The sequence below is a fragment of the Acidihalobacter prosperus genome (genome assembly GCF_000754095.2).
In the GTDB taxonomy this organism is placed as follows: Bacteria; Pseudomonadota; Gammaproteobacteria; order DSM-5130; family Acidihalobacteraceae; genus Acidihalobacter; species Acidihalobacter prosperus.
The window spans coordinates 837,629-859,769 of the sequence record NZ_JQSG02000006.1; the positions used below are offsets into that span (position 1 = coordinate 837,629).

At 63.7% G+C, this 22,141-nt stretch carries 30 protein-coding genes; 9 read left to right on the top strand and 21 right to left on the bottom strand.

Features of this window, described 5'->3' with window-relative positions; all coding sequences use genetic code 11:
• Positions 1-40: 40 nt before the first annotated feature.
• Positions 41-1,522 carry a helicase HerA-like domain-containing protein gene (locus THPRO_RS14670; RefSeq protein ID WP_038091052.1) on the top strand — a complete coding sequence of 494 codons (1,482 nt, stop codon included), beginning with the start codon at positions 41-43 and terminating at the stop codon, positions 1,520-1,522.
• A gap of 41 nt (positions 1,523-1,563) precedes the next feature.
• Here THPRO_RS14670 and THPRO_RS14675 read toward each other — a convergent pair whose 3' ends face one another.
• From THPRO_RS14675 to THPRO_RS14685, 3 genes are all read right to left on the bottom strand, one after another.
• Positions 1,564-1,977 (bottom strand): hypothetical protein, encoded by a 414-nt coding sequence (locus tag THPRO_RS14675; protein WP_065089805.1) that lies wholly within the window; start codon positions 1,975-1,977, stop codon positions 1,564-1,566.
• A 235-nt stretch (positions 1,978-2,212) separates the two neighbouring features.
• A complete protein-coding gene (locus THPRO_RS14680) occupies positions 2,213-2,851 on the bottom strand; it encodes a hypothetical protein (protein ID WP_038091055.1) in 639 nt (212 codons plus the stop codon).
• A 38-nt stretch (positions 2,852-2,889) separates the two neighbouring features.
• Positions 2,890-3,270 (bottom strand): hypothetical protein, encoded by a 381-nt coding sequence (locus THPRO_RS14685; RefSeq protein WP_038091058.1) that lies wholly within the window; start codon positions 3,268-3,270, stop codon positions 2,890-2,892.
• A gap of 169 nt (positions 3,271-3,439) precedes the next feature.
• Here THPRO_RS14685 and merR point away from each other — a divergent pair, with 169 nt between their 5' ends.
• Together merR and THPRO_RS17185 are read left to right on the top strand one after the other, a co-directional pair.
• Positions 3,440-3,856 carry an Hg(II)-responsive transcriptional regulator gene (merR, locus tag THPRO_RS14690; protein WP_038091225.1) on the top strand — a complete coding sequence of 139 codons (417 nt, stop codon included), beginning with the start codon at positions 3,440-3,442 and terminating at the stop codon, positions 3,854-3,856.
• A gap of 32 nt (positions 3,857-3,888) precedes the next feature.
• A complete protein-coding gene (locus tag THPRO_RS17185; RefSeq protein ID WP_082954680.1) occupies positions 3,889-4,602 on the top strand; it encodes a metalloregulator ArsR/SmtB family transcription factor in 714 nt (237 codons plus the stop codon).
• A gap of 62 nt (positions 4,603-4,664) precedes the next feature.
• Here the strand turns inward: THPRO_RS17185 and THPRO_RS14700 are convergent, their stop codons facing one another.
• The 3 genes from THPRO_RS14700 to THPRO_RS14710 form a co-directional block, all read right to left on the bottom strand.
• A complete protein-coding gene (locus THPRO_RS14700; protein WP_052064475.1) occupies positions 4,665-5,321 on the bottom strand; it encodes a cold shock and DUF1294 domain-containing protein in 657 nt (218 codons plus the stop codon).
• A 104-nt stretch (positions 5,322-5,425) separates the two neighbouring features.
• Complete coding sequence (locus tag THPRO_RS14705) at positions 5,426-5,902, bottom strand: hypothetical protein (RefSeq protein ID WP_038091060.1); 477 nt, start codon at positions 5,900-5,902, stop codon at positions 5,426-5,428.
• Complete coding sequence (locus THPRO_RS14710; protein ID WP_038091065.1) at positions 5,899-7,524, bottom strand: glutaredoxin domain-containing protein; 1,626 nt, start codon at positions 7,522-7,524, stop codon at positions 5,899-5,901. Before THPRO_RS14710 ends, THPRO_RS14705 begins: the two co-directional genes overlap by 4 nt.
• A gap of 120 nt (positions 7,525-7,644) precedes the next feature.
• On the opposite strand from THPRO_RS14710, the gene THPRO_RS14715 reads away from it, so the two are divergent.
• From THPRO_RS14715 to THPRO_RS14730, 4 genes are all read left to right on the top strand, one after another.
• The gene (locus THPRO_RS14715) at positions 7,645-8,259 is read left to right on the top strand and encodes a TetR/AcrR family transcriptional regulator (protein WP_038091066.1); all 615 of its coding nucleotides are present in this window, start codon (positions 7,645-7,647) and stop codon (positions 8,257-8,259) included.
• A 247-nt stretch (positions 8,260-8,506) separates the two neighbouring features.
• Positions 8,507-8,923: a PepSY domain-containing protein gene (locus THPRO_RS16440; RefSeq protein WP_145930879.1), complete on the top strand. Its 417-nt coding sequence runs from the start codon at positions 8,507-8,509 to the stop codon at positions 8,921-8,923.
• Positions 8,924-9,036: 113 nt separating this feature from the next.
• A complete protein-coding gene (locus tag THPRO_RS14725) occupies positions 9,037-9,714 on the top strand; it encodes a winged helix-turn-helix domain-containing protein (protein WP_038091067.1) in 678 nt (225 codons plus the stop codon).
• Positions 9,701-11,098 carry a sensor histidine kinase gene (locus THPRO_RS14730; protein ID WP_038091071.1) on the top strand — a complete coding sequence of 466 codons (1,398 nt, stop codon included), beginning with the start codon at positions 9,701-9,703 and terminating at the stop codon, positions 11,096-11,098. Before THPRO_RS14725 ends, THPRO_RS14730 begins: the two co-directional genes overlap by 14 nt.
• A 58-nt stretch (positions 11,099-11,156) precedes the next feature.
• Here THPRO_RS14730 and THPRO_RS14735 read toward each other — a convergent pair whose 3' ends face one another.
• From THPRO_RS14735 to THPRO_RS16445, 15 genes are all read right to left on the bottom strand, one after another.
• Positions 11,157-11,558 (bottom strand): VOC family protein, encoded by a 402-nt coding sequence (locus THPRO_RS14735; protein WP_038091077.1) that lies wholly within the window; start codon positions 11,556-11,558, stop codon positions 11,157-11,159.
• Between the two features lie 186 nt (positions 11,559-11,744).
• Positions 11,745-12,230 (bottom strand): GNAT family N-acetyltransferase, encoded by a 486-nt coding sequence (locus THPRO_RS14740; protein WP_052064477.1) that lies wholly within the window; start codon positions 12,228-12,230, stop codon positions 11,745-11,747.
• Positions 12,217-12,762 carry a GrpB family protein gene (locus THPRO_RS14745; protein ID WP_065089807.1) on the bottom strand — a complete coding sequence of 182 codons (546 nt, stop codon included), beginning with the start codon at positions 12,760-12,762 and terminating at the stop codon, positions 12,217-12,219. Before THPRO_RS14745 ends, THPRO_RS14740 begins: the two co-directional genes overlap by 14 nt.
• Positions 12,759-13,028, bottom strand: coding sequence for a VOC family protein (locus THPRO_RS14750; RefSeq protein WP_201787004.1), 270 nt, complete (start codon positions 13,026-13,028; stop codon positions 12,759-12,761). The genes THPRO_RS14745 and THPRO_RS14750 overlap by 4 nt, the downstream gene beginning before the upstream one ends.
• Positions 13,029-13,188: 160 nt before the next feature.
• The gene (locus tag THPRO_RS14755; protein ID WP_161490001.1) at positions 13,189-13,743 is read right to left on the bottom strand and encodes a GNAT family N-acetyltransferase; all 555 of its coding nucleotides are present in this window, start codon (positions 13,741-13,743) and stop codon (positions 13,189-13,191) included.
• The gene (locus THPRO_RS14760; RefSeq protein WP_038091093.1) at positions 13,713-13,994 is read right to left on the bottom strand and encodes a YciI-like protein; all 282 of its coding nucleotides are present in this window, start codon (positions 13,992-13,994) and stop codon (positions 13,713-13,715) included. Before THPRO_RS14760 ends, THPRO_RS14755 begins: the two co-directional genes overlap by 31 nt.
• A 54-nt stretch (positions 13,995-14,048) precedes the next feature.
• Positions 14,049-14,600, bottom strand: coding sequence for a VOC family protein (locus tag THPRO_RS14765; RefSeq protein WP_065089808.1), 552 nt, complete (start codon positions 14,598-14,600; stop codon positions 14,049-14,051).
• 82 nt (positions 14,601-14,682) lie between these two features.
• Positions 14,683-15,066 (bottom strand): hypothetical protein, encoded by a 384-nt coding sequence (locus THPRO_RS14770; RefSeq protein ID WP_065089809.1) that lies wholly within the window; start codon positions 15,064-15,066, stop codon positions 14,683-14,685.
• A gap of 68 nt (positions 15,067-15,134) precedes the next feature.
• Positions 15,135-15,701, bottom strand: a complete 567-nt coding sequence (locus THPRO_RS14775) for an AAA family ATPase (protein ID WP_236717328.1) — start codon at positions 15,699-15,701, stop codon at positions 15,135-15,137.
• A 72-nt stretch (positions 15,702-15,773) separates the two neighbouring features.
• Positions 15,774-16,319: a GNAT family N-acetyltransferase gene (locus THPRO_RS14780; protein ID WP_038091100.1), complete on the bottom strand. Its 546-nt coding sequence runs from the start codon at positions 16,317-16,319 to the stop codon at positions 15,774-15,776.
• The gene (locus THPRO_RS14785; RefSeq protein ID WP_065089810.1) at positions 16,300-16,839 is read right to left on the bottom strand and encodes a DoxX family protein; all 540 of its coding nucleotides are present in this window, start codon (positions 16,837-16,839) and stop codon (positions 16,300-16,302) included. Before THPRO_RS14785 ends, THPRO_RS14780 begins: the two co-directional genes overlap by 20 nt.
• A 417-nt stretch (positions 16,840-17,256) precedes the next feature.
• The gene (locus THPRO_RS14790; RefSeq protein WP_038091104.1) at positions 17,257-17,664 is read right to left on the bottom strand and encodes a hypothetical protein; all 408 of its coding nucleotides are present in this window, start codon (positions 17,662-17,664) and stop codon (positions 17,257-17,259) included.
• Between the two features lie 277 nt (positions 17,665-17,941).
• The gene (locus tag THPRO_RS14795; protein ID WP_038091107.1) at positions 17,942-18,592 is read right to left on the bottom strand and encodes a Pr6Pr family membrane protein; all 651 of its coding nucleotides are present in this window, start codon (positions 18,590-18,592) and stop codon (positions 17,942-17,944) included.
• A 251-nt stretch (positions 18,593-18,843) separates the two neighbouring features.
• On the bottom strand, positions 18,844-19,428 hold the full coding sequence (locus THPRO_RS14800) for a dihydrofolate reductase family protein (protein ID WP_082954682.1): 585 nt from the start codon (positions 19,426-19,428) through the stop codon (positions 18,844-18,846).
• A gap of 129 nt (positions 19,429-19,557) precedes the next feature.
• On the bottom strand, positions 19,558-19,953 hold the full coding sequence (locus THPRO_RS16445) for a VOC family protein (RefSeq protein WP_082954683.1): 396 nt from the start codon (positions 19,951-19,953) through the stop codon (positions 19,558-19,560).
• Between the two features lie 347 nt (positions 19,954-20,300).
• Between THPRO_RS16445 and ispF the strand changes: the two genes are divergently transcribed.
• Both ispF and glyA read left to right on the top strand, forming a co-directional pair.
• Positions 20,301-20,783 (top strand): 2-C-methyl-D-erythritol 2,4-cyclodiphosphate synthase, encoded by a 483-nt coding sequence (ispF, locus tag THPRO_RS14810; protein WP_236717329.1) that lies wholly within the window; start codon positions 20,301-20,303, stop codon positions 20,781-20,783.
• Positions 20,784-20,870: 87 nt separating this feature from the next.
• The gene (gene glyA / locus THPRO_RS14815) at positions 20,871-22,127 is read left to right on the top strand and encodes a serine hydroxymethyltransferase (RefSeq protein WP_038091115.1); all 1,257 of its coding nucleotides are present in this window, start codon (positions 20,871-20,873) and stop codon (positions 22,125-22,127) included.
• Positions 22,128-22,141 lie beyond the last annotated feature (14 nt).

Genomic DNA, 22,141 nt, shown 5'->3' on the forward strand with positions numbered 1-22,141 from the left:
GCGGGAGGCGCAAGGGTACGCCGTCAACCGGGGAGCGGGCATGGAATTGGGCGAAACGATATTGGTGGGCGGCGTATCGGGCCGGCCGGTGTTGCAGCTGGCGCGGATGAGCAATCGCCACGGACTGATCGCGGGCGCGACCGGCACCGGCAAGACGGTCAGCCTGCAAATTCTGGCCGAGGGTTTCTCGCGCCTCGGCGTGCCGGTCTTCGCGGCGGACATCAAGGGCGACCTCTCGGGCCTGGCCGCGGCGGCCTCGCCTCACCCGAAGATAGAGGAGCGAGTGGCGTCGATCCCCGTTCCCGACTATCGCGCCGAGCCGTCGCCGGTGCTGTTCTGGGACCTGTTCGGCGAGAGCGGGCATCCGATCCGCACCACGATCTCGGAAATGGGCCCATTGCTGCTGGCCAATCTGCTCGAACTCAACGAGACGCAGGAGGGCGTGCTCTACGCGGCCTTCCGCATCGCGGACGAGCAGGGTCTGCTGCTGCTCGACCTCAAGGATCTGCGCGCGCTGCTGGCTTGGCTGGGCGAGCATCGCGCCGAGCTTTCGCAGCAGTACGGCAATCTGGCTCCGGCCAGCCTGGCGGCCATCCAGCGGCGCCTGCTGGTGCTCGAAGAGCAGGGCGGCGACCGCTTCTTCGGCGAGCCGGCACTGAACCTGAGCGATCTGATGCAGCGCGATTTTTCCGGGCGTGGCGTGATCAGTTTGCTGGATGCGACGCGGCTCTACAGTCAGGCGCCGCGGCTCTACAGCGCCTTTCTGCTGTGGCTGCTGGCCGAACTGTTCGAGGAACTGCCCGAGGCCGGGGATGCGCCGTTGCCCCGCCTGGTGTTCTTCTTCGACGAGGCGCATCTGCTGTTCGAACACGCGCCGCGCGCGCTGCAGGATAAGATCGAGCAGGTGGTGCGCTTGATCCGCTCCAAGGGCGTCGGCGTGTATTTCGTGACGCAGAGCCCGACCGACGTGCCCGACGACGTGCTCGGCCAGCTCGGCCTCAAGCTGCAGCATGCGTTGCGCGCCTTCACGCCCAAGGACCGCAAGGCGATCCGCGCGGCGGCGGAGAATTTTCCGTCCAGTCCGTCGCTGGACGTGGCCTCGGCACTGACCGACCTCGGCACCGGCGAGGCGCTGGTGTCGAGTCTGGACGCCAAGGGGCGTCCGCAGGCCGTGGCGCGCACGCTGATCGTGCCACCGCGTTCGCGCATCGGCCCGCTTACTGCCGACGAGCGGCGCGACGTCGTTGCGCGTTCGCCCATGGCGGGTCGATACACCGGGGTACAGGATCGCGATTCGGCTTATGAGGAACTCGCCCGCCGCGCGCAGCGGCGCCAGCTCGAAGAGGCTGAACGCGCCAGAGCCGCCGAGGCCGAGGCGGCCGCCCGTGCGCCGGCGTCCTCGTCAAGCCGCCGCCAGTCCGTGGGCGAGGCGCTCATCAAGAGCGCTGCCCGCAGCATCGGCAGCCAGCTCGGGCGGCAGCTCATGCGAGGGGTGCTCGGCGCCCTGCTCGGGCGCCGGTAAGCCCCTTGTCCATGCCCGCCGCTCCTGAGGGTGGAGCGGTATCAGCCGAACCGCGCCCACGGCGCTTCGGGGTCGCCCATCAGCGCCTTGGTGCCGAGCGCAGAAGGTGCCATGGCGATCGTACTGGTCTGGCCCATGCCCGTCAGGGCGTGTTGGCCGGCATAACGCCCCTCGGGCGTCTGCGGGTCTCCCAACAGGCTGCGCGCGCTGAGCCCATTGACCGCGACCATGGTCGCGGTCGTGGGCTGCATGCCTTGCGCGTGTTGCCAGAGGAAGCGCCCGTTAGGGTTTTGCGGTTCACCCAGCAGGGCCCGCGAGGCGACGCTGCCGACGGCGCTTGCCGGCGGCGGCATACTGGCATGGGCAGCCGGTAGGGCCATGGAAAGCGCCATCGCGCCCATCAGGGCGGTCAGAGCCGGGATCGAACGGGTGATGCGAACCGGATGGTTGTGCATGGTCGTAACCTCCATGTGTGGGTGGTCTCTTGGCGAAACCCCACACTCGCTATTGGAATGTGTATAAAAGATCACAAAAAAAACTGATTTTCATACACAAATCATTCGACCTGCGGTCTGGTCTCCGGTTTCATCGAACCTATTTATGGCCGAGGTGGTGTGGCGATCAATCCATTTGATCGGTGCGGGCGTCGTGTTGTTTTGCGCGGGGAGGTTGGCGTGTGTTTCGCGATGCTCAACGCGTATGCGGCGGTGTCGGCGCTGCGATACGCACGCGCTCGATGTTCATGCCGAGGATCGTGCCGGGGCCGATCAGCGCCAGCCGCGTGCCTGGGGTGTGCAGCGCGGGAACGTCGGGCAGGCCGCACAGGGCATCGCCGCCCATGGTGAGGAAGCCGGCGCGGTCGATGTCGGGGGCGGCGCAGTTATGGCGTCCGCCGACGTGCCAGCCGGTCACGACGGCCATCTGACGGGTCGTCGAGCCGAGGCTCAGATTGACCAGCCAGGGCAGGCCGAGCGCGAGCGAGGAGTAGCCGAACAGCAGGCCGGTCAGGAGCGCCATCGACCATCGCCCGGGGACGGACAGGCCGAGGCGCCAGCCCAAACCGCGCGCCCGCATGTCGTCGTAGCTGCCGGCGCGGTGGCTCAGTTCGATGAAGACCAGCCAGAACAGCGCGTTCACGAGGCCACCCGCGATACCCAGACCAATGGCCAGGCGGCTGGGCAAGGCGTTGCTGAACAGCAGGCCGGCCAATGCCAGGCCAAGGGTGGGGTAAAGATAGCCGCGGTAGAGCCGCCGCGCGTGCCGCGAGCGGTTCCAGGGGTGGCGGCTGGAGTCGTTCGGGGTGCCGAACAGCGGCGGCAGTCGTTTCATGTCGGTTCCTTGACGCTGTGGAGCCTGCCGCTCCGCCCTCAGGTGGCGGGTGCTCGCCGCATGACCACCATTACCGCCATGGCGAGCATGCCGAGCAAGACCGTGACCGAGGCGATGCCGAGCAACGGTCCGAGCACGGCTTCGGGCACCCAGCGTGCGTAGAGCAGAAACAGGCAGGCGAGCAATGCCAGCGTGCCGGCCTGGTGCACGTAGAACTGGATGCTGGCCAGGCGGCAGTTCGCTTCGTGCAGCCAGAGTTTATGGCAAAGCGCATAGAAAAAAGAAACCACGAAGCCGAGCAGCATGATGTGTGCATGGGTGACGAGCTGGCCGTGATCGTGCGAGGCGGCCATATGAATACCCAATATCAGGCCGACGATGGCGTAGATCAGTGCGGTGAACAGGTATTTTCTGTCCATTGAGCCGACTCCCCCTGGTGGTTGTTGTTGGGCGGGCGTGTCCGGCTGGCTGCGCGGCGACTCACCCGCCTTAATCCGTAGCCAGCGGCGGATCGGCTGTCAAGGCTGCGGCTGGCGGTGCCGACGCGATCGCGTAGACTCGATGCCGTACCCGAATACGGAGCAGACGATGGCGCACAGACCGGTATCCCTGACCATCGGCGGCTTTGCTCAGGCCGCCGGCGTCGGCGTCGAGACCATCCGTTTCTACCAGCGCAAGGGGCTTCTCCCCGAGCCGCCGCGGCCGCCGGGCGGCACTCGGCGGTATGGCGAGGCCGACGTCGCCAGACTGAAGTTCATCAAGTCCGCGCAGCGGCTCGGCTTCAATCTGGATGAGATCGGCCACCTGTTACGACTGGATGACGGCACCCACTGCGAGGAGGCAGCCGCGCTGGCGCGCGAGCGCCTGCACGACGTGCGTGAGCGGCTGCAGGACTTGATGCGCATGGAGGCGGCGCTCGCCGGCCTGGTCGAGCGCTGCGCCGGACAATCGGAAGCCGGAGCCTGCCCGCTCATCGCTGCCCTGCAGGGCGGCGCGCAGGCTTGATATGTCGGGAATTTCCGACGTATTATCGAAGCATGGCCACGCGAGATGTTTTTACCGTGATCGCCAATCCGGTCAGGCGGCGGATACTCGATATCCTGCGGGATGGACCCTGCAGTGCCGGCATGATCGCCGATGCGTTCACGCAGAACCGGCCGGCGATATCCGAGCATCTTCAGGCGCTGCGCCTGGCGGGTCTGGTGAGCGAGCGGACGCAGGGGCGCCGCCGCATATACCACCTGCAACCCGAGGCGCTAGCCCCGATCCGCACCTGGCTGCATCCTTTTGAACGGTATTGGCATGTTCGCCTGCAATCACTCAACGACAGCCTTGCTGAGGTACCGCCCATGATCGAGCCCGGCGTCATCCGATTGGACCGTTACATACCTCATCCACCTGCGCGTGTATGGGCCGCCCTGACCGAACCCGATTGGCTGGCGAAATGGTGGGCGAGGGGAGACATACGTCCACTGGTGGGCCATCGTTTCAGTCTGGACATGGGACCCTGGGGGCAGCAGCCGTGCGAAGTCGTTGCCGTGGAGGCGGGCAAGCTGATCGCCTATTCGTTTGCGCCCGGCACGCTCGATACGACCGTGACCTGGCGCATAGAGCCGGAGGGCTCCGGTACGAGGCTTTGGCTGGAACACAGGGGGTTCGATCTGGACTCGCCTATCGGCGGGATGGCCTTCGAAGGCATGAGCAAGGGATGGCCGGCGGTCATCGATCGTCTGGCGGCTCTGTCGCCATGACGAGGGTTTGCGGGCCTGCGGGAAATGTGGCGGTCTCGGCGTCGACCGGGGGCGCGCGGCGTCTAGCGGGCGAGTTGAATGCCGCCGTGATGGGGCCATTGCGCGTGCAAGGCCGTCAGCATCGATTCGAGCCAGGGCGCGCCCTCGGGCGACAGGATCCAGGCGAGGGCGCCGCAGTTGACGGCGACGGTGATCCAGAATATCGCGCGAAACGAATGTTTGCTGGATTTGTGCCGGAGTCGTTGCTGCGCGATCCAGGCGCCCGGCCACCCGCCGACGAGGGCGAACAGGTGCAGCGTGTTTTCCGGCGTGCGCCAGCGGTTTTTGCGTGCGGCGTATTTGTCCTTTGCGTACAGCAGGAACGTGACCAGGCTGGCGATCCAATACAGCCACAGGATTTCTTGCGGCAGACGGCCGGCGAGATACAGGCCGACGAGACCGGCGAGGAACGACAGCGGCAAGGCGAGCGAGGCGGGTCGCCCTCTCGGCGCAATGAACTGGCGCGGCTCGGGGTCGGCGAGTTGTACATTTTCCGCACGCGTGCGGCCGCGTGAGTCCTTTTTGAGCTCGTAAGTCACGCGCGCCCTCAGGGCCGGGCGGCCCTGCAGCCGATCGAAGGCCGTGATGTGCACGAACACCTGCCCGCCGCCCTGGCTGGGCGTGATGAAGCCGAAGCCCTTGTCGTCGATCCAGTTCGTGATCCTGCCAGCGTGGCGCATGCGAGCTCTGAGCGGCCGTTCGGATGCGTTTCAATATAGCCGCGCACGCCGTGCTTGCCCAGTGGATGGCGCGCCGATCGGCGTTGGGTCGCTGCCTGCGCTTGTCAAATGGTCGCGACGAGCGCGATCTGCAGCGCCAGGACTGATGCGGCCACCGCCAGCCCGGCGCGATGCAGGGCGGCCAGTTCCCCGGTGGCGATACGGAGCCGGGTGGCGTCGCCCGCTGAATCGAGGGCCGCAACCGCGCGAATGCGCGGCTGCAGGCGCCTGAGGATATACAGCATACCCAGGACGAACACCGCGAGTGTCGCGATGGTGATGCCGTCGAAGGCCTGCAGCCAGGCCTGTGTCGCAAGCAGGACGGCGCCGGCGCCCATCACGGTTTTCATCGTTGGCGGAAGCAGTGGGAGCAGCTCGCGCAGCTGGGCATGGATGCGGCGAACGGTGGCGGTCCTGACGTGTTCGTCCGCCGGGTCTTGCAGCAGCGGCCAGATGGGTTTTTCGATCATGGACAATACGGTGAAAATGCCTGCGGCATAAGCGAAACAAAGTGTCGCAAGCAGTGTGACGAGGGCGCTCATGGCCGCGATCCGGCGAGCGGATGGCGCAGCCGCAGCGTGTCGCGTTCGAGGCCGTTCTGAGCCAGGAACGCCGTCACTTCCGGCTCCAGGATCTGCGGGTGGATGGCGACGTGACGCTGCAGCAGCGAGGCGATGCCGCATACGGTGAACAAGTGGATCAGGGCGGCGGGGCCATAGTGATCGAGTGCCGGAAGGATGAAGCGGCGCGGCGTCGTCAGCGGAATCTGCGCGGACAGCCAGGCCACCGTCAGCGCCGCGCGTTCGGCGGGCGTGAACAGATTCGCGCCGTCGTCCAAGCCGATGGCGACGGCGTAGCATGCACGGATGCGCCGGATTGCCCGTGGCCTGTCGCGTGCCGCGTGATGGGCGATGAAGGCCTCGACCGCCGCGAGGTAGTCGTGGCCCTTGGCGATGGCCGATACCCGCGCCATCAGGTGTTTGAGCTCGGATTCGAGCATGCAGTGATCGCGGCTGCCCGTGAGCTCGCCGTAAAGGTAGGCGTGGCGCGCACCGAGCGGAGCGGGCCAGTCGGCCATCCAGGCGGGATACAGCCCCAGCTCCCGGCGGGCGTACGCGGCCGGGTCGCCGACGCGTGCGTCGTAGGCGGTCAGCATGTCCTGCATGCTGGGACCGCCGTCGGGCAGGGGGTGGTCGAGATTGTCCGGATTGCCGGTTTCGACGCCGTGGCGGCCGGGCGCGATGCCGGCCTGCTGCGCGCTCCGTGCCCAGTCGCCCTCGATGTCCATGCCGACCAGGTCGTTGAAGACGTTGAGGAAGCCGAAGGCGGAAACCACCATCGAGGTCCCCGTCAGGTCGGCCTCGACGTCGCGGCCGGCGGCGGTCGCCTGCGTGCGGATTTTGCCGATCAACTCCGTGCCGACGGTGTTGCGCGAGGCCCGCGCGGCGAGGCCGATCAGCAGCCGTTGGTAGGCGTCGAAGCGTCCGCCCGCCACGGGTGCGTCATGGTCCAGCACCTTGCGGGTGTCCGCGACCACTTGCAGCGAACGCCGCCCGCCGATGGCGGCGCTGTGCGTCTGGCAGTAGCTGCAGCCCTGCGCGTTCGAGGTGCTGTAGGCGATGGCGAACATCATCTCGTCGCCCAGGATCTGCCGGCCGAGCCCGACCGCCGAGAAATTGTGGCAGTAGACAAAGAGCTTGTAGGCCTCCGGCCAATGATGCAGATAGGCGAAGGTGTTCGGCCAGAAGCCGAAGAAGGCCTTGTAGAAATGCAGCAGCGGCCAGGTTTCCGGGTCGTCGTCATGGGTGCCATCGCTTTTCGGGATGCGGGTGGCCAACGACACATCGGCAACGTCGTCCGTGAGCGCGGCACCATGCGGATACTCAAGGTCGGCACGGGCGCCGAGCGCCGATTGCAGCACGCGGTCGAGCAGCCCGCCGGTGTCCAGGCGCTCCAGCTCCTCCGCGCCACCGATCAGGTGGCGGCCGGCAAAAATCTGCGGCACCAGTGGCGAGCCGCTCAGGTAGCGGGCGGCGGCCTCCGCCTCGGCGGAAGCCGTGACGTCGTGGTCGTGCCATCTCAGGCCGCGTGCCTTGAGTATCGCCTTGGCCTTGGCGCAGTGGCTGCAACCGGGTTTCGTGAACATCTGGATTTCGTCTGCCATATCGCCTCCCTTGCGGGCTGCCGCCGCGACGCCCGCGGCAAAATGGTACTAACTGGTACCGTTGGCTAAGATGATACTAGTCAGTACCATTCTGTCAAGCATCCACACGAGGCAAGGCCGATGGCAGGGGCAAACAAACGTGGCGAGGCACGGCGCGACGCATTGCTGGAGGCGGCGACGGCGCTGTTCATGACGCACGGCTATGAAGGCACCTCGCTGGAAATGGTGATCGAGCGCGCGGGCGGTTCGCGGCGCTCGGTCTATCAGTATTTCGAGAACAAGGAAGGGCTATTCGCCGCTGCCGTCGGCGCCCAGCTCGACGGCATCGTGAAAAAGCTGCTGCCGGCGGCCACGCCGGACGACGCGCCGGAGCAGGTGCTGGAAGTGGTCGGTCGCGCCTTCGTCGAGGCGTTGCTCAGCCCGCCGGCGATCGCACTGTTTCGTATCGTGATTGGCGAGGGCAAGCGTTTCCCCGATCTAGGCCGCCAGGCCTACGAAAAGGGGCCGGTCAAAGCGTATGCGCTGCTGGCGGGATACCTACGCAGCCTGACCGAACGTGGCGTCGCCAACATCGACGATGCGCAGGCGGCTGCACGCCAGTTGCTCGAGATGATGAAGGGCGACCTGCATCTGCGAGCGCTGCTGCAGCCGGGCTGGGTGCCGCAAGGGGATGAGGTGGCGCGCTGCGTCCGTACGGCGGTCGACATCTTCCTCAACGGCGTGCGCGCACGTTGAAGACGGCGGGTACGGTTATTCGGCGCCAGGGTGGACAAGGTATCCCGCCTGCCGAACGGTATGCGCAGGCGAACATGTTTGGAAAGTTGATCGAACGGCGTGTCAGCTGTTTGTTTACCAATTGGTAAACAGGCGGCAAGGCCGCCTTGAGACTCCCTGTGACATCTTGGGCACCGTGAATCCGCGGGTGCGGATCATCCCGGCAAGCCCGGGGATTGCGGAACTCAAGACTGTCGAGGATGAAATCATGTCAATGAAAAAGGTCGTGTTGACGTTGATCGGTGCCAGTGCGCTGAGTCTGGGCTCGGGTGCCCTGTATACCGCCTATGCGGGCGAGCATCTGGCCGATCAGGCCAAGGTGACGATGCAGCAGGCGCGGGATCAGGCCATGCAGGTCGCGCCCGGCAAGATCCGCAGCGCGGAACTGGAAAGGGAACACGGTGGCTCCGGGCTGCGCTATTCGTTCGATATTCAGACCGCGCACGGCCTGCGCGAGGTGGGCATCGACGCGCATAGCGGGAAGCTGCTGGAAAACCGCTTCGAAAACCGCAAGGCCGAGGCCGTCGAAATGCGCTACGAGCATGAGTACAAGAACCGCAATACCGTGGGCGATCACGAGTACCAGCGGGACGACATGAACGGTCACGAACGCGAGGACGACTGAGTCGAACCGGGCGGCAGCCGTGCGACGGTTGCCGCCCGGGTTTTCATGCGGCATTCGCGTCGGCACGAGGGTGCCATGCGCTAGACTGCTTCCGGCAACAGGGGAAACCTGCGATGAAGGTACTGGTTGTCGAGGACGATGCCGAAACCGCGCGTTACATCGCTCGCGGGCTGCAGGAACTCGGCCATGTGGTGGATGTGGCGGCGGACGGTCGCGACGGGTTGTTTCACGCCACCGAGGGGGGCTACGACCTCCTGGTCGTGGACCGTATGCTGCCGCTGCTGGACGGCCTCACCCTGGTGAAGACCCTCCGCGCGACCGGCAACAAGACGCCGGTGCTGTTCCTGACCACCCTCGGCGGGGTCGACGACCGGGTCGAGGGATTGGAAGCCGGCGGCGACGATTATCTGATCAAGCCCTTTGCGTTTTCCGAGCTGGCCGCCCGCGTGCATGCGCTGGGGCGCCGGCCGCCGATCAGCGAGGCACCCACCGTGCTGCGCGTCGCCGACCTGGAAATGGATCTGGTCAAGCGCGGGGTTACCCGGCGGGGTACGCCGATCGAACTGCAGCCGCGCGAATTCCGCCTGCTCGAATACCTGCTGCGCCACGCCGGCGAGGTGGTGACCCGCACCATGCTGCTGGAACAGGTCTGGGATTTCCATTTCGATCCCAGGACCAGCGTGGTCGAGACCCACATCAGTCGTCTGCGGCAGAAGATCGACCGCGATTTCGACCCGCCGCTGATCCACACCGTGCGCGGTGCCGGGTACGCCCTGCGTGCGCCCGCGTAGGCTGCTGCACAGCACCGGGTTTCGCACCGGACTGGGCTATGCGGCGCTGTTCGCCGCCTCGGTGTTCGTCCTGTTCGGGGTGATCTACTGGCAGACCGCGGGCTACATGGAGCGCCAGCTGCGCGCCGTGACCGTAACCGATTTCCATACGCTGGAGAGCGTGCTGCGGCATGGCGGCGTGGAGGGCTTGAGGCGTGCCATCGCCGCGCGCACGCGGGGCGAGCATGGCCACGGCGGCTGGTTTCTGCTGCTAAACGATCAGGGCACGCGGCTCGCCGGCAATCTGCCGCCCGGCGTGCGCCCGCGCGAAGGCTGGCAGCAGCTCGCGCTGCGAGGCAGCGGCGATCACGCCGGCGAGGGCGAGTCGGGCGAGCATCGCGTGGTGCAGGGCGAGGGTCGGGCGCTGGGCCGCGACCTGTTCCTGTTCGTGGGGCAGGACGCCGGCGCGCTCAACGAGATGCGCGAGCTGTGGCTCTCCGCGCTGGCCTGGGGCGTGGGCGCAACCCTGTTGCTGGCCGCGCTCGGCGGCGCGTTCATGGGCGCGGCTGCGCTGCGCCGGGTGGAGGCGATCAACCGCGTCGCCGGCGACATCGTGGCCGGCGACCTCGCGCGGCGGATGCCGGTCCGCGGCACCGAGGACGAGTTCGACACCCTGGCGACGCACCTGAACCGGATGCTGGCGCGCATCCAGGAGCTGATGGAGGGCATGCGTCAGGTCAGCAACGACATCGCCCACGACCTGCGCACGCCGCTGGGGCGGCTTCGCCTGACCCTGGAAACCGCGCGGCGGGACGCGGGCAGCGTGGCCGACTATCGGCTCGCCGTGGATCACGCCCTCGAGCAGACCGATCAGATTCTCGAGACCTTCGCGGCGCTGCTGCGCATCGCGCAGATCGAGTCCGGCGCGCGCCGCAGCCGCTTCCAGCGCGTCGACCTCTCCGCCGTGCTGGACACGGTGCTCGACGCCTACCTCCCGGTCGCCGAGGATGCCGGCCATATCCTGCACGCACGCATCCCGCCTGGGATTCACGTGCGCGGCGACCGCGAACTGCTGGTGCAGGCCTTCGCCAATCTGATCGAGAACGCGCTGCGCCACACGCCGGCCGGCAGCCGCATCGACCTCGCGTTGGAAACCGGACCGCAAGGCGTGACGGCGACGGTGGCCGACGACGGGCCGGGCATTCCGGCCGAGGCGCTGGACAAGGTCACCGGGCGTTTCTATCGGCTCGAATCCAGCCGCTCCACGCCCGGTAGCGGGTTGGGGCTGAGCCTGGTCGCGGCCATCGCCGCGTTGCACGAGGCGGAGCTGCGCCTGGCGGACAACGCTCCGGGGCTGCGGGCGACGCTGCAGTTCGCGGCAGCTGAGACGGCGCCGGCCAGCTAGCGATACGCATGTTTGAAGGCATATTTTGCGTGCGTGCTGGCCGGACGTACGGTTACGGTCACGTCGGTTTTTCGCTGTGTGGCACCCGGTTCGATATCTCGATCAGATTGCCGTCCGGGTCGCGGCAGTAGATGGAGAGGATGGGGCCGGTGGCGCCGGTCCGGGCGACGGGAGCGCCGAGCATTTCGACGCCGCAGCTCGCGAGATGGCGGCCGACCTCGTCGATCGGAACCGAGGTCAGGAAACACAGGTCTGCCGATCCCGGAGCCGGCTGCCGGGCCTTGGGTTCGAATTCGTGTCCGTGGGCGTGCAGATTGATTTTCTGCGTACCGAAACGCAGCGCCTTGCGTCCCGCGCCGAAGGTGACGACCTGCATGCCCAATGCTTCGGTGTAAAAGGCGCAGCTGGCGTCGATGTCCTGCACGGTCAGCACGAGGTGGTCGAGGCTGTCGATGTTCATGGTCTGCCCTGGGTTTTTATTGAAACGGCATTATTCGGTTACGCGATCGGCATACTGTAGATGCAGGCACGCGCCGTTCGGTTCCGTCCGGTATTTGAGCATGCCGATATGTTCGGCATGCGGCTGCGTCAGTCGGTTCGGCGGGAAAAATTCGGCAGGCCGACACGGGGCGAGCCAACGCTGCGATTACCCGGCCAGGGTCCGTCGCATGATGGTCACGCGAACGTTTCTGTACGCGCAGTCTTCCACCCATATCCAGCCGCGCTTGGCGTAAAACGCGGATGCCGTGTCGGTGTAGAGATGGAGTGTCGGAATCCCGAGTGACGTGGCCTCCCGTTCGATCCGTTCGATGAGCCTTGTCGCGATGCCCCGCCGACGAAACTCGGGTTTGACGAGCACGCCGGCCAGCCAGGGTGAAATGTCCGGCCGGGTGCTCATGTCGTGATCGACCAGCATCGCGGAACCCAGCAGGATGCCGCCCTGCGTGGCGATGACGGTGGTGGGAACCGTACGCCCGAGACTGCAGCGCTGGAGGTTTGCGATGCGCTCGTCGAGGGTCCGCCCTGAGTTGAAGCGCCCCCACTCGGCATGTTGCAGACGGGCGAGTTCCGGCAACAGCTCCGGTCGATCCGCAAGGTAATCGATCTGCAGGGGCGAGTCAGTCGCGCGCATTGACACGCCGCTTCGCGCGCTGTTCTGCCGCGCGTAATGCCAGGGCCCTTTGTTCGTGATGTTTGACGAAGGTGTCCTTGCCGGCGCAGTACGTGTCGATATCGTTGTTGCAGCTGGCGGCCAGCCCGATTTTCAATTCCGCGTAGCGGACGCGCACGTCGGGGTTCGATATCAGGTAATCGCGAAACGCGAGGTGCCTGAGTATGTTTTCGTCGCCGGTCGCGAAGGCGTGGATCTGATGCGTTCTGCGCATCCCCCCTTTGCGGAAATAACGTCTGCCCGCAATGCCGTATTCGCCGAGCGCCTCGTAACCCAGCGCGGCGAGCGATTCCGCGGTGGCGTCCAGCTCGCGCAGGCTGCGCACTTCCATGAGCATGTCGATGATGGGTTTGGCGGCGAGTCCCTCGACCGAGGTGCTGCCGATATGGTGGACGGCTCCGATCACGGCGGGCAGCGCCTCGAACAGGGCATGTCGCTCGCGTTCGAAGTGCGCCGGCCACGCCGGGTCGTAAGGCACCACTTCGACGATCATGGCGCGACCGGTGCGGTATGAGGCCCGCGCAAGCCGAGGCAGTTGCCCCAGGGGTCCTGCAGCTGGCACATGTGCTGTCCGTTTTCGATGCGCAATGGCCCGCGATAGAGCGTTGCGCCGAGGTTCAGAATACGCGCGAGTTCGTCTGCGAAGTCGTCGACCGACCAATAGACGATGCTGCCGGCCGTACCGGAAGGCGATTTGCCGTCCGCAAGCACGAATTCGATCTGTAGATCGGGAAAACGCAGTATCGGTACGGCATCCATTTCAAGCGTTTCGCGATCCGCTGCGGGAAAAATGCGGGCATACCATGCTGCCGCGGCCTCAGGCGCGGATGTGGGAATCATAACGGCACAGATGAGGGGGCCAGGCATGGTGAGAGGGTCCGTCTCGATAGCGGTCGCTGCCGTTTGGTGTGTGGGAGGGTTATGCGGTCGCCTGCATGACGACGGCGTCGCCAGTGTATTCCGGGGCGGGTGTCCGATATAGCTCGGCGAAGCCTGCACGCCGCCAGAATTTCAGTGCCTGCGTGTTTTTCTCGACGACGGCAATGCGCAGTGTTCCGCAGTTCCAGTGGCGAGCCTGAGCACGTAGGTTTTCCAGCGCGAGGGTTCCGTATCCGCAACCCTGATGGCTTTCGGCAAACAGCAACAGCCCGATATAGGCGATATCGGGTTCGGGGTAGCCGCGAAGAAGGTCGGCGCAGCCGATGACGTTGTCGTGCAGCAGGTAGGCGTAGAAATGTTTATCGTCCATCGTCTTGCCGGGAGGCAAATCCAGCAAGGCCTGTTCCGCATCTCCCGGCGCGGGCAGACGGTTCTGAATGGTCAGCGAGTAGCCGGGTGCCTGTTCCAGAAGCATCTGCAGTGCGTCGATGTCGTCGCGATTCGCGTGCAGTAGACGTTGGTTCAGCAAGGTGACGGCCTTTGAGGGTTGGGGGCTGCGGGAATTCAAAGTGCCGAGCCGACGACGACCGTCCACTCGCGAATACGCCATCCGGTCACCAGACGGTTGCGCACGTAAGGATCGTTTGCGACGAAGGATTCCACCCGGCTGCGGTCCTCGGTCTTGAAGATCAGCGCCGCACCGTCCGCCGGATCGGCATACGCGCCGCCCAGCAGCAGTTCGCCGCGGTGGACATATTCTTCGGTGAGCGCCAGATGGGCCTGCCTGAACGGCGTGCGCCGCTCGATGATGTTTTCGACGTAATCGTAGAAGAGGATGTAATACATGTCGTTTGCCTGATGGATCGATTCGTGAGCGCGCAGACGCTAGGCTCGGAATGTTTATTTTACGGGTTTGGGCGGCAGGCGGCGCATGGCGGCCTTCCAGGGCGGCTGGTCCCATTCGGGATGTTTTTTCCATTCCTCCTTGAGCGCTGCGATCCATCGCCTGTACGCGGAAGGGGAGGGTATCAGCGGGGTATGGCTGAGTTCGAAATGGATGCCTGTGTAAGGATCGTTGAAGAACACGGCGTAATAGCCGGGCGTGTAGACGGCGTATTCGGCGGGCGGGTCCGAAACCTCGATACCGTTAGGCAGCAAGAATCCCTGGTGGAAATCGTCGATTTCGCGTCGGTTTCTGGCCCACAGCGCCACGTGGTGAATGCCGGGCAGCTGTTGCTCCGGGTCCAGTCTGTCTCCGCCCGACGCCGGCTGGATGCCGACATAGCTGTGGAAAAAGGGGAGGCGCGCCATGTAGTACGTCGACCGGTAGCCGATGTCGAGCGTCCAGAAACTCTTGTAGCCGAGCCAGCCGAACATGGCATCGAAGAAGCGGACGGACTTTTCATATTCGAGCACCGAAAACTCGACGTGATGAATGCCTTTCCAGCGCATTGGACCCCCGGTTTGCGTTGCGTAGGCGTTTTTCCCTTTATACCAGCATCGTCATGCGGCATGCGCGCTGCGTGTCGTTCTGTCATGCGCTCCGCAACGGGTTGTCACCCAGGCCTTGCGCGAAATCCGCCACGAATTGCTCGATGGATTCGGCGAACTCCTGCTCGACGGCTTTGTCGTCGATGGTGCAGTGCACGACGAGTGCGCGCGGATTTTCGTGCAGGGCCACGGTCCACGCCAGTGCATGAGGGCAGTTCAGCAAGGAAAAGCGTACGCCATTATGGATAGGCTCGCGCGCGACGCGGAAGCGGCCCCACACACAGTAGATCTCGCCGTATCCGTCCGGGGTGGACGACAGCACGGATTCGATCGAGGCGCACAGGTCTGGTAGACGCTCGATGGTCACGGTCTGGCGAATGTGGTCGATGGAAGTGTCGGGGTCCGGGATTTCGGCAAAGAATTCCATGGCAGGCTCGCAGGGTGATGAACGGGCGTCGGTCTGGCGCGCGTGGCTAGGGAGAGGCGCCCGACGGACTAGGGACGCTCGTCAATTCTGGTTACGTCGAAGCCTTCCGCCGGTGCGGGTTCGACAAAGTATTGCGTGACTCGTTCGAACATTTCTGCCGTATCGGTAGACGCTCTTTCGGGTTGCCGGGTGCGCCTCGCCTCGATTCTCTTGAGACAGGTTTCGTCGGACATGTCGACGAAAACCAGGCTGTGAGGCGCCTTGGCCGCCGTAAACAGCGTTCTGAACCATGCCCGCTGGGCAACGGTATTGGCGGGAAAATCCATCACCACGTCCGTGCCGGCGGTCAGTATCGATTGCACCAGCGGCCCGATCAGAGGTTTGAGGCGGCCGGCGTACTGGGCGTAATCGCCCAGCGTCGCAATCTGGTTCGGGTAGAGGGCAGCCAGCCATTCGTCCTCCACAAGCAAAACGGCATGTATCTCATCGGCGATGGTTTTCGCCAGAGTCGATTTCCCAGCGCCCATCTTGCCGCAGAAAAATATCAGTGTGCCCGTATGCGCGCGAAGGTTCATGGACCCTATCGCATCCATGTCCAGCCGCGGCGCGACCCGTGTCGGGTCGGCCGCCGGCACGGCTGCGCCACCCATCTAGCGGATATTCCGGGCCGACAAGCCTGTCTGCCGCGGTGCTGGGCCGGCTTCATGCTATCGGCATCGCGCATACATGAAGCATGGGCGTGGCGCATCGTCGATGTTCGGATGGACCAGATAGCGCTCCAGGCGGGCCTCCCTGGCAAAGCCCGCCTTTTCCAGTGTGCGAGCCGATGCGATATTGTCGACGTCGCAGGTCGCCTGGACCCTGAATATGGCGGCGTACGACAACGCAATGGCCGTCAGCGCCGACAAGGCTTCAGGCATCAGGCCGTTGCCCCACTGCGGGCGTGCCAGGACGTAGCCGACATCGATCGTGTGACGGTTGATGTGGCGTGCATCCAGCATGCCCACGGGGCCGTCGCCTCGCGGCGCAAGCTCCAGAACATAGGCTCGGCGAGTCCCCTTGTCCCAGTCGTCGATGGCCTGCCCGATGAACGCCTGGGCCTCGTACAAACGCGCAAGCGGGCGCCAGGTCATGAACCTCGAGACCGCCGTGTCCTGTGCGTAGCGGGAAAAGATTTCGGCGGCATCGGCGTAAGCCGGCTTGCGCAGCAACAGGCGTTCGGTCTTGAAGTGGTCAGGCAGTACGTTGTCCATTGCAAATTTTAATCCATCGACCGTCAGGGGCGTCGCGCCATGCGTTCGTTCTGGCCGCCGCACCGGGTTGTCGAATTGTAAACCAGTGGGCCCAAAGCAGGATGACAGCCTGAAGCGGCGCGCGGATCAACAGACAAACCGGCCCCCAGGCATGGCCCTTCATCGGCACCTGATTGATCGCAGCATAGATGTTGGCCGGGAAAAACGAAACCAGGCTCGCGGCTGCGAGCCAGCCCGCGATGCGGCGGTATTTCCTGACGATAAAGCCTATCGCCATAACGAACGCCAGAAGCCCGGCCGAATAGATGGTGGGCACGCGTGCGGGCACGAATGGCGGCAGCATGTCGGCCATCGGCTCCGTCAGGATGAAATGGCCGATGCCGGTGAAGGTGAACAGAGCGGCGAGTCCGATGGCGGCGGGAGGGTGTGGGGCGCAATCGCGGCGGGCGATGGCCGCGAACGCACGCACTACGAGATAGGGTGCGGTCAAGAGAAAGACCATGATGGCGGGTATGATCATGAGTTCCCGTTTCCGTGGCTGCCCGGGGTTGAGGCCAAGCGGCCGACCCGAGGAATGACCGGGCGGACCGCTGGCAGCACGGAGCCGATCAGGCGAAAATGCTTCGGTGCGCAACGTGGATGAAGTTTCGGCTTGTCTGACCGTGACTATGGACCATGATCGCGTGATAAGCGGAATCGAATCGAAGGTGGCGCCGGGCGATGCGCGGGCCGCTTGCCTGTGGCGCATCCGCTCGTGTCAGACCAATGTGATTGGGCTGCCGGATACTCATGAACGCCCGAATTCGCGCTGTGTGCGGACGTGAGAAGCCGCCTTGGATCGGGCGCGTGTTGCGCGAGGCTGTGCCGTGATTGGCACGCGCGCCTTCAAGAAGGGCGGGTGGCCTGCTGAACCGCAGGCCACCCCGGAACGACCGATTTAGAAGTAAAGCGTGGCGGCCTGGCCGTCGTTGACGGAAATCTTGCATTGGTCGCCACTTTTGTCGTGACTGTCCTGCACCGCGCCGGCAATGATGCCGACCAGGCCGCCCTTGCTGCTGAGGATGGTGCCGAAGTAGCAGTTGGCGCCGATCGTCATGCCCTTGTAGGTGCCATGCATCACTTTTTTCGGCGTGAAGGGCGGGAATTCGCCTCGCATGACGGGATCGCCGTTCACTAAAATGGTCAGCAGATTTTTGTGCTTGTCGTAGGAACCTCCAAAAACGAGTTTTTGCCCATGCGTCGTATAGGTCTTGTCCTGCGCAACCAGCGGAGGCGTATTGGTGGCGCATCCGGCGGTGGTGGCAACCAGTGTTCCGATCACTGCAGCGTAGCCCAGCTTTCTCATCCTTTTTTATCCTTTTGTTGTTGTTGGTCGTATGGCTTGTCCGAAGCGCTTCATGAACAAGCCGACTTAGCATAGGTGACCACGCCCGTTAATCAAGTGACTGATTCGGTATGCGTGAAGCTCACCCTTTCGGAGAATTAGCAGATGGTTATGTCGTTTTAATGAAGGGCGGTAATGTATGCTTTTATAGGCCTTGCGCAGACACTGCCGATGCAGGTGCTTCATCTGCATTCGTTGTGTCGGTGGTGTCCAGAGCTGGCCTCGATTGATTGGACGGTCATTGCGTACTGCGTGAAGTCATGATGCGGTCGACTCCCAATACGGCGAAGCCCAATGCGACGAAGGCAGACAGAAGACCCAGCGCGTTGATGATTACCTGCTGGTATCCCAGCGCGGTGACGTCAATGAACGGATAAGGATAATATCCCAACAATTCTCCGCGCGTGAGCGCGTACACTAGGTAAATGATGGGGTAAAGGGACCAGGCGAAAGGCATCCAAACTGCCAGACTATCTGTGCGCCGGTAGAATAGCCAATGTGCAAGAGCGCCGATGGGGATGACATAGTGTAGCAAGTTGTCAGCTATTAGCTGTGCGCCTTGCGGTGACCAGATGTCGCGTAGAAGAAGGTGATAGGCGATGCCAACAAGCAGAATAGAGGTTGTTGCGCAGCCGACCATTGGAGGGCGGTATAGCCAAACCGATGTTTTGAACTTCCAGCTAAATGCCCCGGCCGTGCCAACCAGTGCCATGAAAATGTTCGTGAGTATGGTGAAATAACCCAAAAAAACGATGAGTCCGTTGGCGATCGACTTGCCGTTGCTGAGGCTGAACTGAATGGAAAGGCGCAACTGCAACAGCAACGCCAACCACGCGACGATGGCGAGCAGCGCTGAGACGACGACGCGAACGGTTTTTACCGAGATCATGTCAAATCTGCTTGTGCCATGAATTGAATGGATTGCTTTGATTTTTGGTTAGGTCAACAAGGTTTGCCTTTGGCATGGTATTGATTTTAAGTCGATTATTATCGCGATAGATGCATTTCAAAGATCGGCAGTATGGCGTCCCGTGATTTTGCTTCGCCTGTGTGCGGGGGGCGATAGTGTTCAATGTCGTGGCTCAGTGGTTGTGGCCAATAGGTGGGGCGCTGTTCGGATCATCGGGAGTGAAGCGTTTTTTAACGCCCTTGCTTTTGTGGTTCATAGGTGGCAATCACGATGCCGGCGGGCAATGTGGCGCAGTCTATCAACGTCAGTGGTAATTCCAGCCGCTCCGGGAATAAACGGCGCCCACTCCCGAGGACCAGTGGGTGAATCATCAGCATGTATTCGTCAATCATGCCGGCAAACATTAGTGTTTTAATCAACTGTCCACTTCCCATGATGCCGAGAACGCCAGTCGTTTGATTCTTGAGTGCTTGTATGCGCTTCGGGATGTCGCCGTGTAGCAGCGTCGAGTTTGGCCAGGGCAAAGGGAGTGAGGGCGTGGATGATGCAACATATTTGGGTGTTCTATTCAGAGCTTCCTTGAACGATCCGCCCTCGCGGTTCCAGTATCCCAAGAGATCATCGTAGGTTAGGCGCCCAAACAACCACCCCGCCAAGCCGCCTCCGGCTGCGATCCGTCGGTTCATCGCCTTCCCCATCTCTTCGCCTGTTTCCGCAGTCGATCTGGCCCAGCCGCCATGCGTGAACTCACCACGCTTATCTTCATCGAGGCGCGCCGGGGCTTGCATTACCCCATCCAATGTCAAGTGGTTCATCACTACGATCCGACCCACCGAAGCCTCCTGTGATTCGGGTGACTACATACGGTCAGGCGATGGAGCCTGGTTTCCGGAATAAAACGCAGCGTGTCGTGGATTCTCCCGAATAGGCTGTGATGCGGCATTTCACGACCGTGAGGTTCGAATTCTCATGGGTTCCGCCACAACGACCACATAGCCATTCGGGCCTCGAAGCCATATCTCGCGATGGTGGGCATCGCGGTTAATATGCGGTCCCTCCAGCACATGGGTTTTTGGGTTCTTGATTCGCTCCAATATATCGTTGAACCGATCTGTTTTGAACCAGAGGATAGCCCCATTGCCATGGGGTTCCCGCATCGGATCGTCGAGAAAAGGGTGTTCGTGTGCATCCCGGCGATGTATTTGCATGACCATGCGCCCACCAAGGATAAGCTGCTCGTATTCGTTGACGCCGTGCCCGTTTCCGAGGCCAAGCACGGATTGATACCAGACGCTGGTCACGCCAATGTCAGCGACGGCAATCAGCGGTTGTGGGATCATGGCGCCTTGCTCCTATGGCGTGGGTGATTTTGCCGATCTCCTGGCGTGAATCACTCGCGTTGCGGCGAATGAGCGGGTTGCATCAGCGCGATCATGGCAACTGCATATTAAGTCTCCTATGACGCCTAGATGGCGCCGCCAAGGCTGTTACATCGTTACGTGCATTCCTGGCGTCACGCTCTGGTCTCCTCATTCCCCATAGCCAAGCAATCGCATTCGTGGTCTCTGGCGGTTGGCGTTCAGGCGACATTGATGAACCGTATGCATGCGTTGAGCGAGAGCGAACGTGGTGTGGTCTGTCCTTTGGACATGTAATGTAGAGGGCTTTCGGAGTTGGAGCGGCAGGCATGATGGACATGCGTATCGGCCACGGTTACGACGTGCACGCCTTTGAGGCGGGCGATCATCTGATGCTCGGCGGGGTGCGCATCGCGCATGACCGCGCGTTCAAGGCGCATTCGGACGGCGACGTGCTGATCCACGCGCTGTGCGATGCCCTGCTCGGCGCGGCGGCGCTGGGGGACATCGGACGGCATTTCCCGGATACGGACCCGCGTTATGCGGGGGCGGACAGCCGTGCGCTGCTGCGGGCGGTGTTGCAGAAGCTGCTGGAGCACGGCTGGCGGGTGGGCAACGTGGATTGCACCGTGATCGCGCAGGCGCCGAAGCTGGCCCCGCACATCGAGGCGATGCGCACGCACCTGGCGGCGGACCTGGCAGTCGAGTTCGAGCGGGTGAACGTGAAGGCGACGACCACGGAGCGGCTGGGCTTCGCCGGGCGCGAGGAGGGCGTGGCCGCGCATGCGGTGGCGCTGATCCTGCGGGCCTGAGCGGGCCTGGCCCGGTCGTGCTGTGAGGGGCGGCGGATAGGCGTATACTGCTCGCCCTTTCCAGTCAGGATTTCCGAGGGACGGCCGATGTTTTCGATTCATATGGGGATAGCCGGATACGACGACGAGCTGTGGGGCTCTATCGAGGGCGAGGCCCGCCGGCAGGAGGAGTACATCGAGCTGATCGCCTCGGAGAACTATGCCAGCCCCCGTGTGCTGGAGGCGCAGGGTTCGGTGCTGACCAACAAGTACGCCGAGGGCTATCCGGGCAAGCGCTATTACGGCGGCTGCGAGTTCGTCGATATCGCCGAGCAGCTTGCCATCGACCGCGCCAAGCAGCTCTTCGGCGCGGATTACGCAAACGTGCAGCCGCATTCCGGCTCGCAGGCCAACGGCGCGGTATACATGGCGCTGCTCAATCCGGGCGATACCGTGCTCGGTATGAGTCTCGCCCACGGCGGCCACCTGACCCACGGCGCCAAGGTCAATTTCTCCGGCAAGACCTACAACTCGGTGCAATACGGCATCGACGCGACAAGCGGCGAGATCGACTACGACGAGGTGCGCCGCCTGGCACTGGAGCATCGCCCGCGCATGATCGTGGCGGGCTTCTCGGCCTATTCGCGCATCGTCAACTGGCAGCGCTTCCGCGACATCGCGGATGAAGTCGGCGCCTACTTGATGGTGGACATGGCGCATGTGGCCGGACTGGTCGCCGCCGGCGTGTATCCCAGCCCGGTGGCCATCGCCGACGTGACCACCACGACCACGCACAAGACCCTGCGCGGTCCGCGCGGCGGCCTGATCCTGGCGAAGGCCAACCCCGAGATCGAGAAGAAACTCAATTCCGCGATCTTCCCCGGCATTCAGGGCGGTCCGCTGATGCACGTGATCGCGGCCAAGGCGGTGGCCTTCAGGGAGGCGTTGGAGCCGGGCTTCAAGGATTACCAGAAGCAGGTGGTGGTGAATGCGCGCGCGATGGCCAAGGTGTTCATCGCGCGCGGCTACGAGGTGGTGTCCGGCGGCACGGACAACCACCTGTTCCTGCTCAGCCTGATCTCGCGCGGGCTGACCGGCAAGGATGCCGAGGCGGCGCTGGAACGCGCGCACATCACGGTGAACAAGAACGCGGTGCCCAACGATCCGCAGAAACCGTTCGTGACCAGCGGTCTGCGCATCGGCACCCCGGCGGCTACCACGCGCGGCTTCGGCGAAGCCGAGTGCACGGATCTGGCCGGCTGGATGTGCGACGTGCTGGACAAGCTTGGCGACGAACGCGTCGAAGCTTCCGTGCGCGAGCAGGCGATGGCACTCTGCCGCCGTTTCCCGGTGTACGGCGAATAAGGCGCCGGACGACG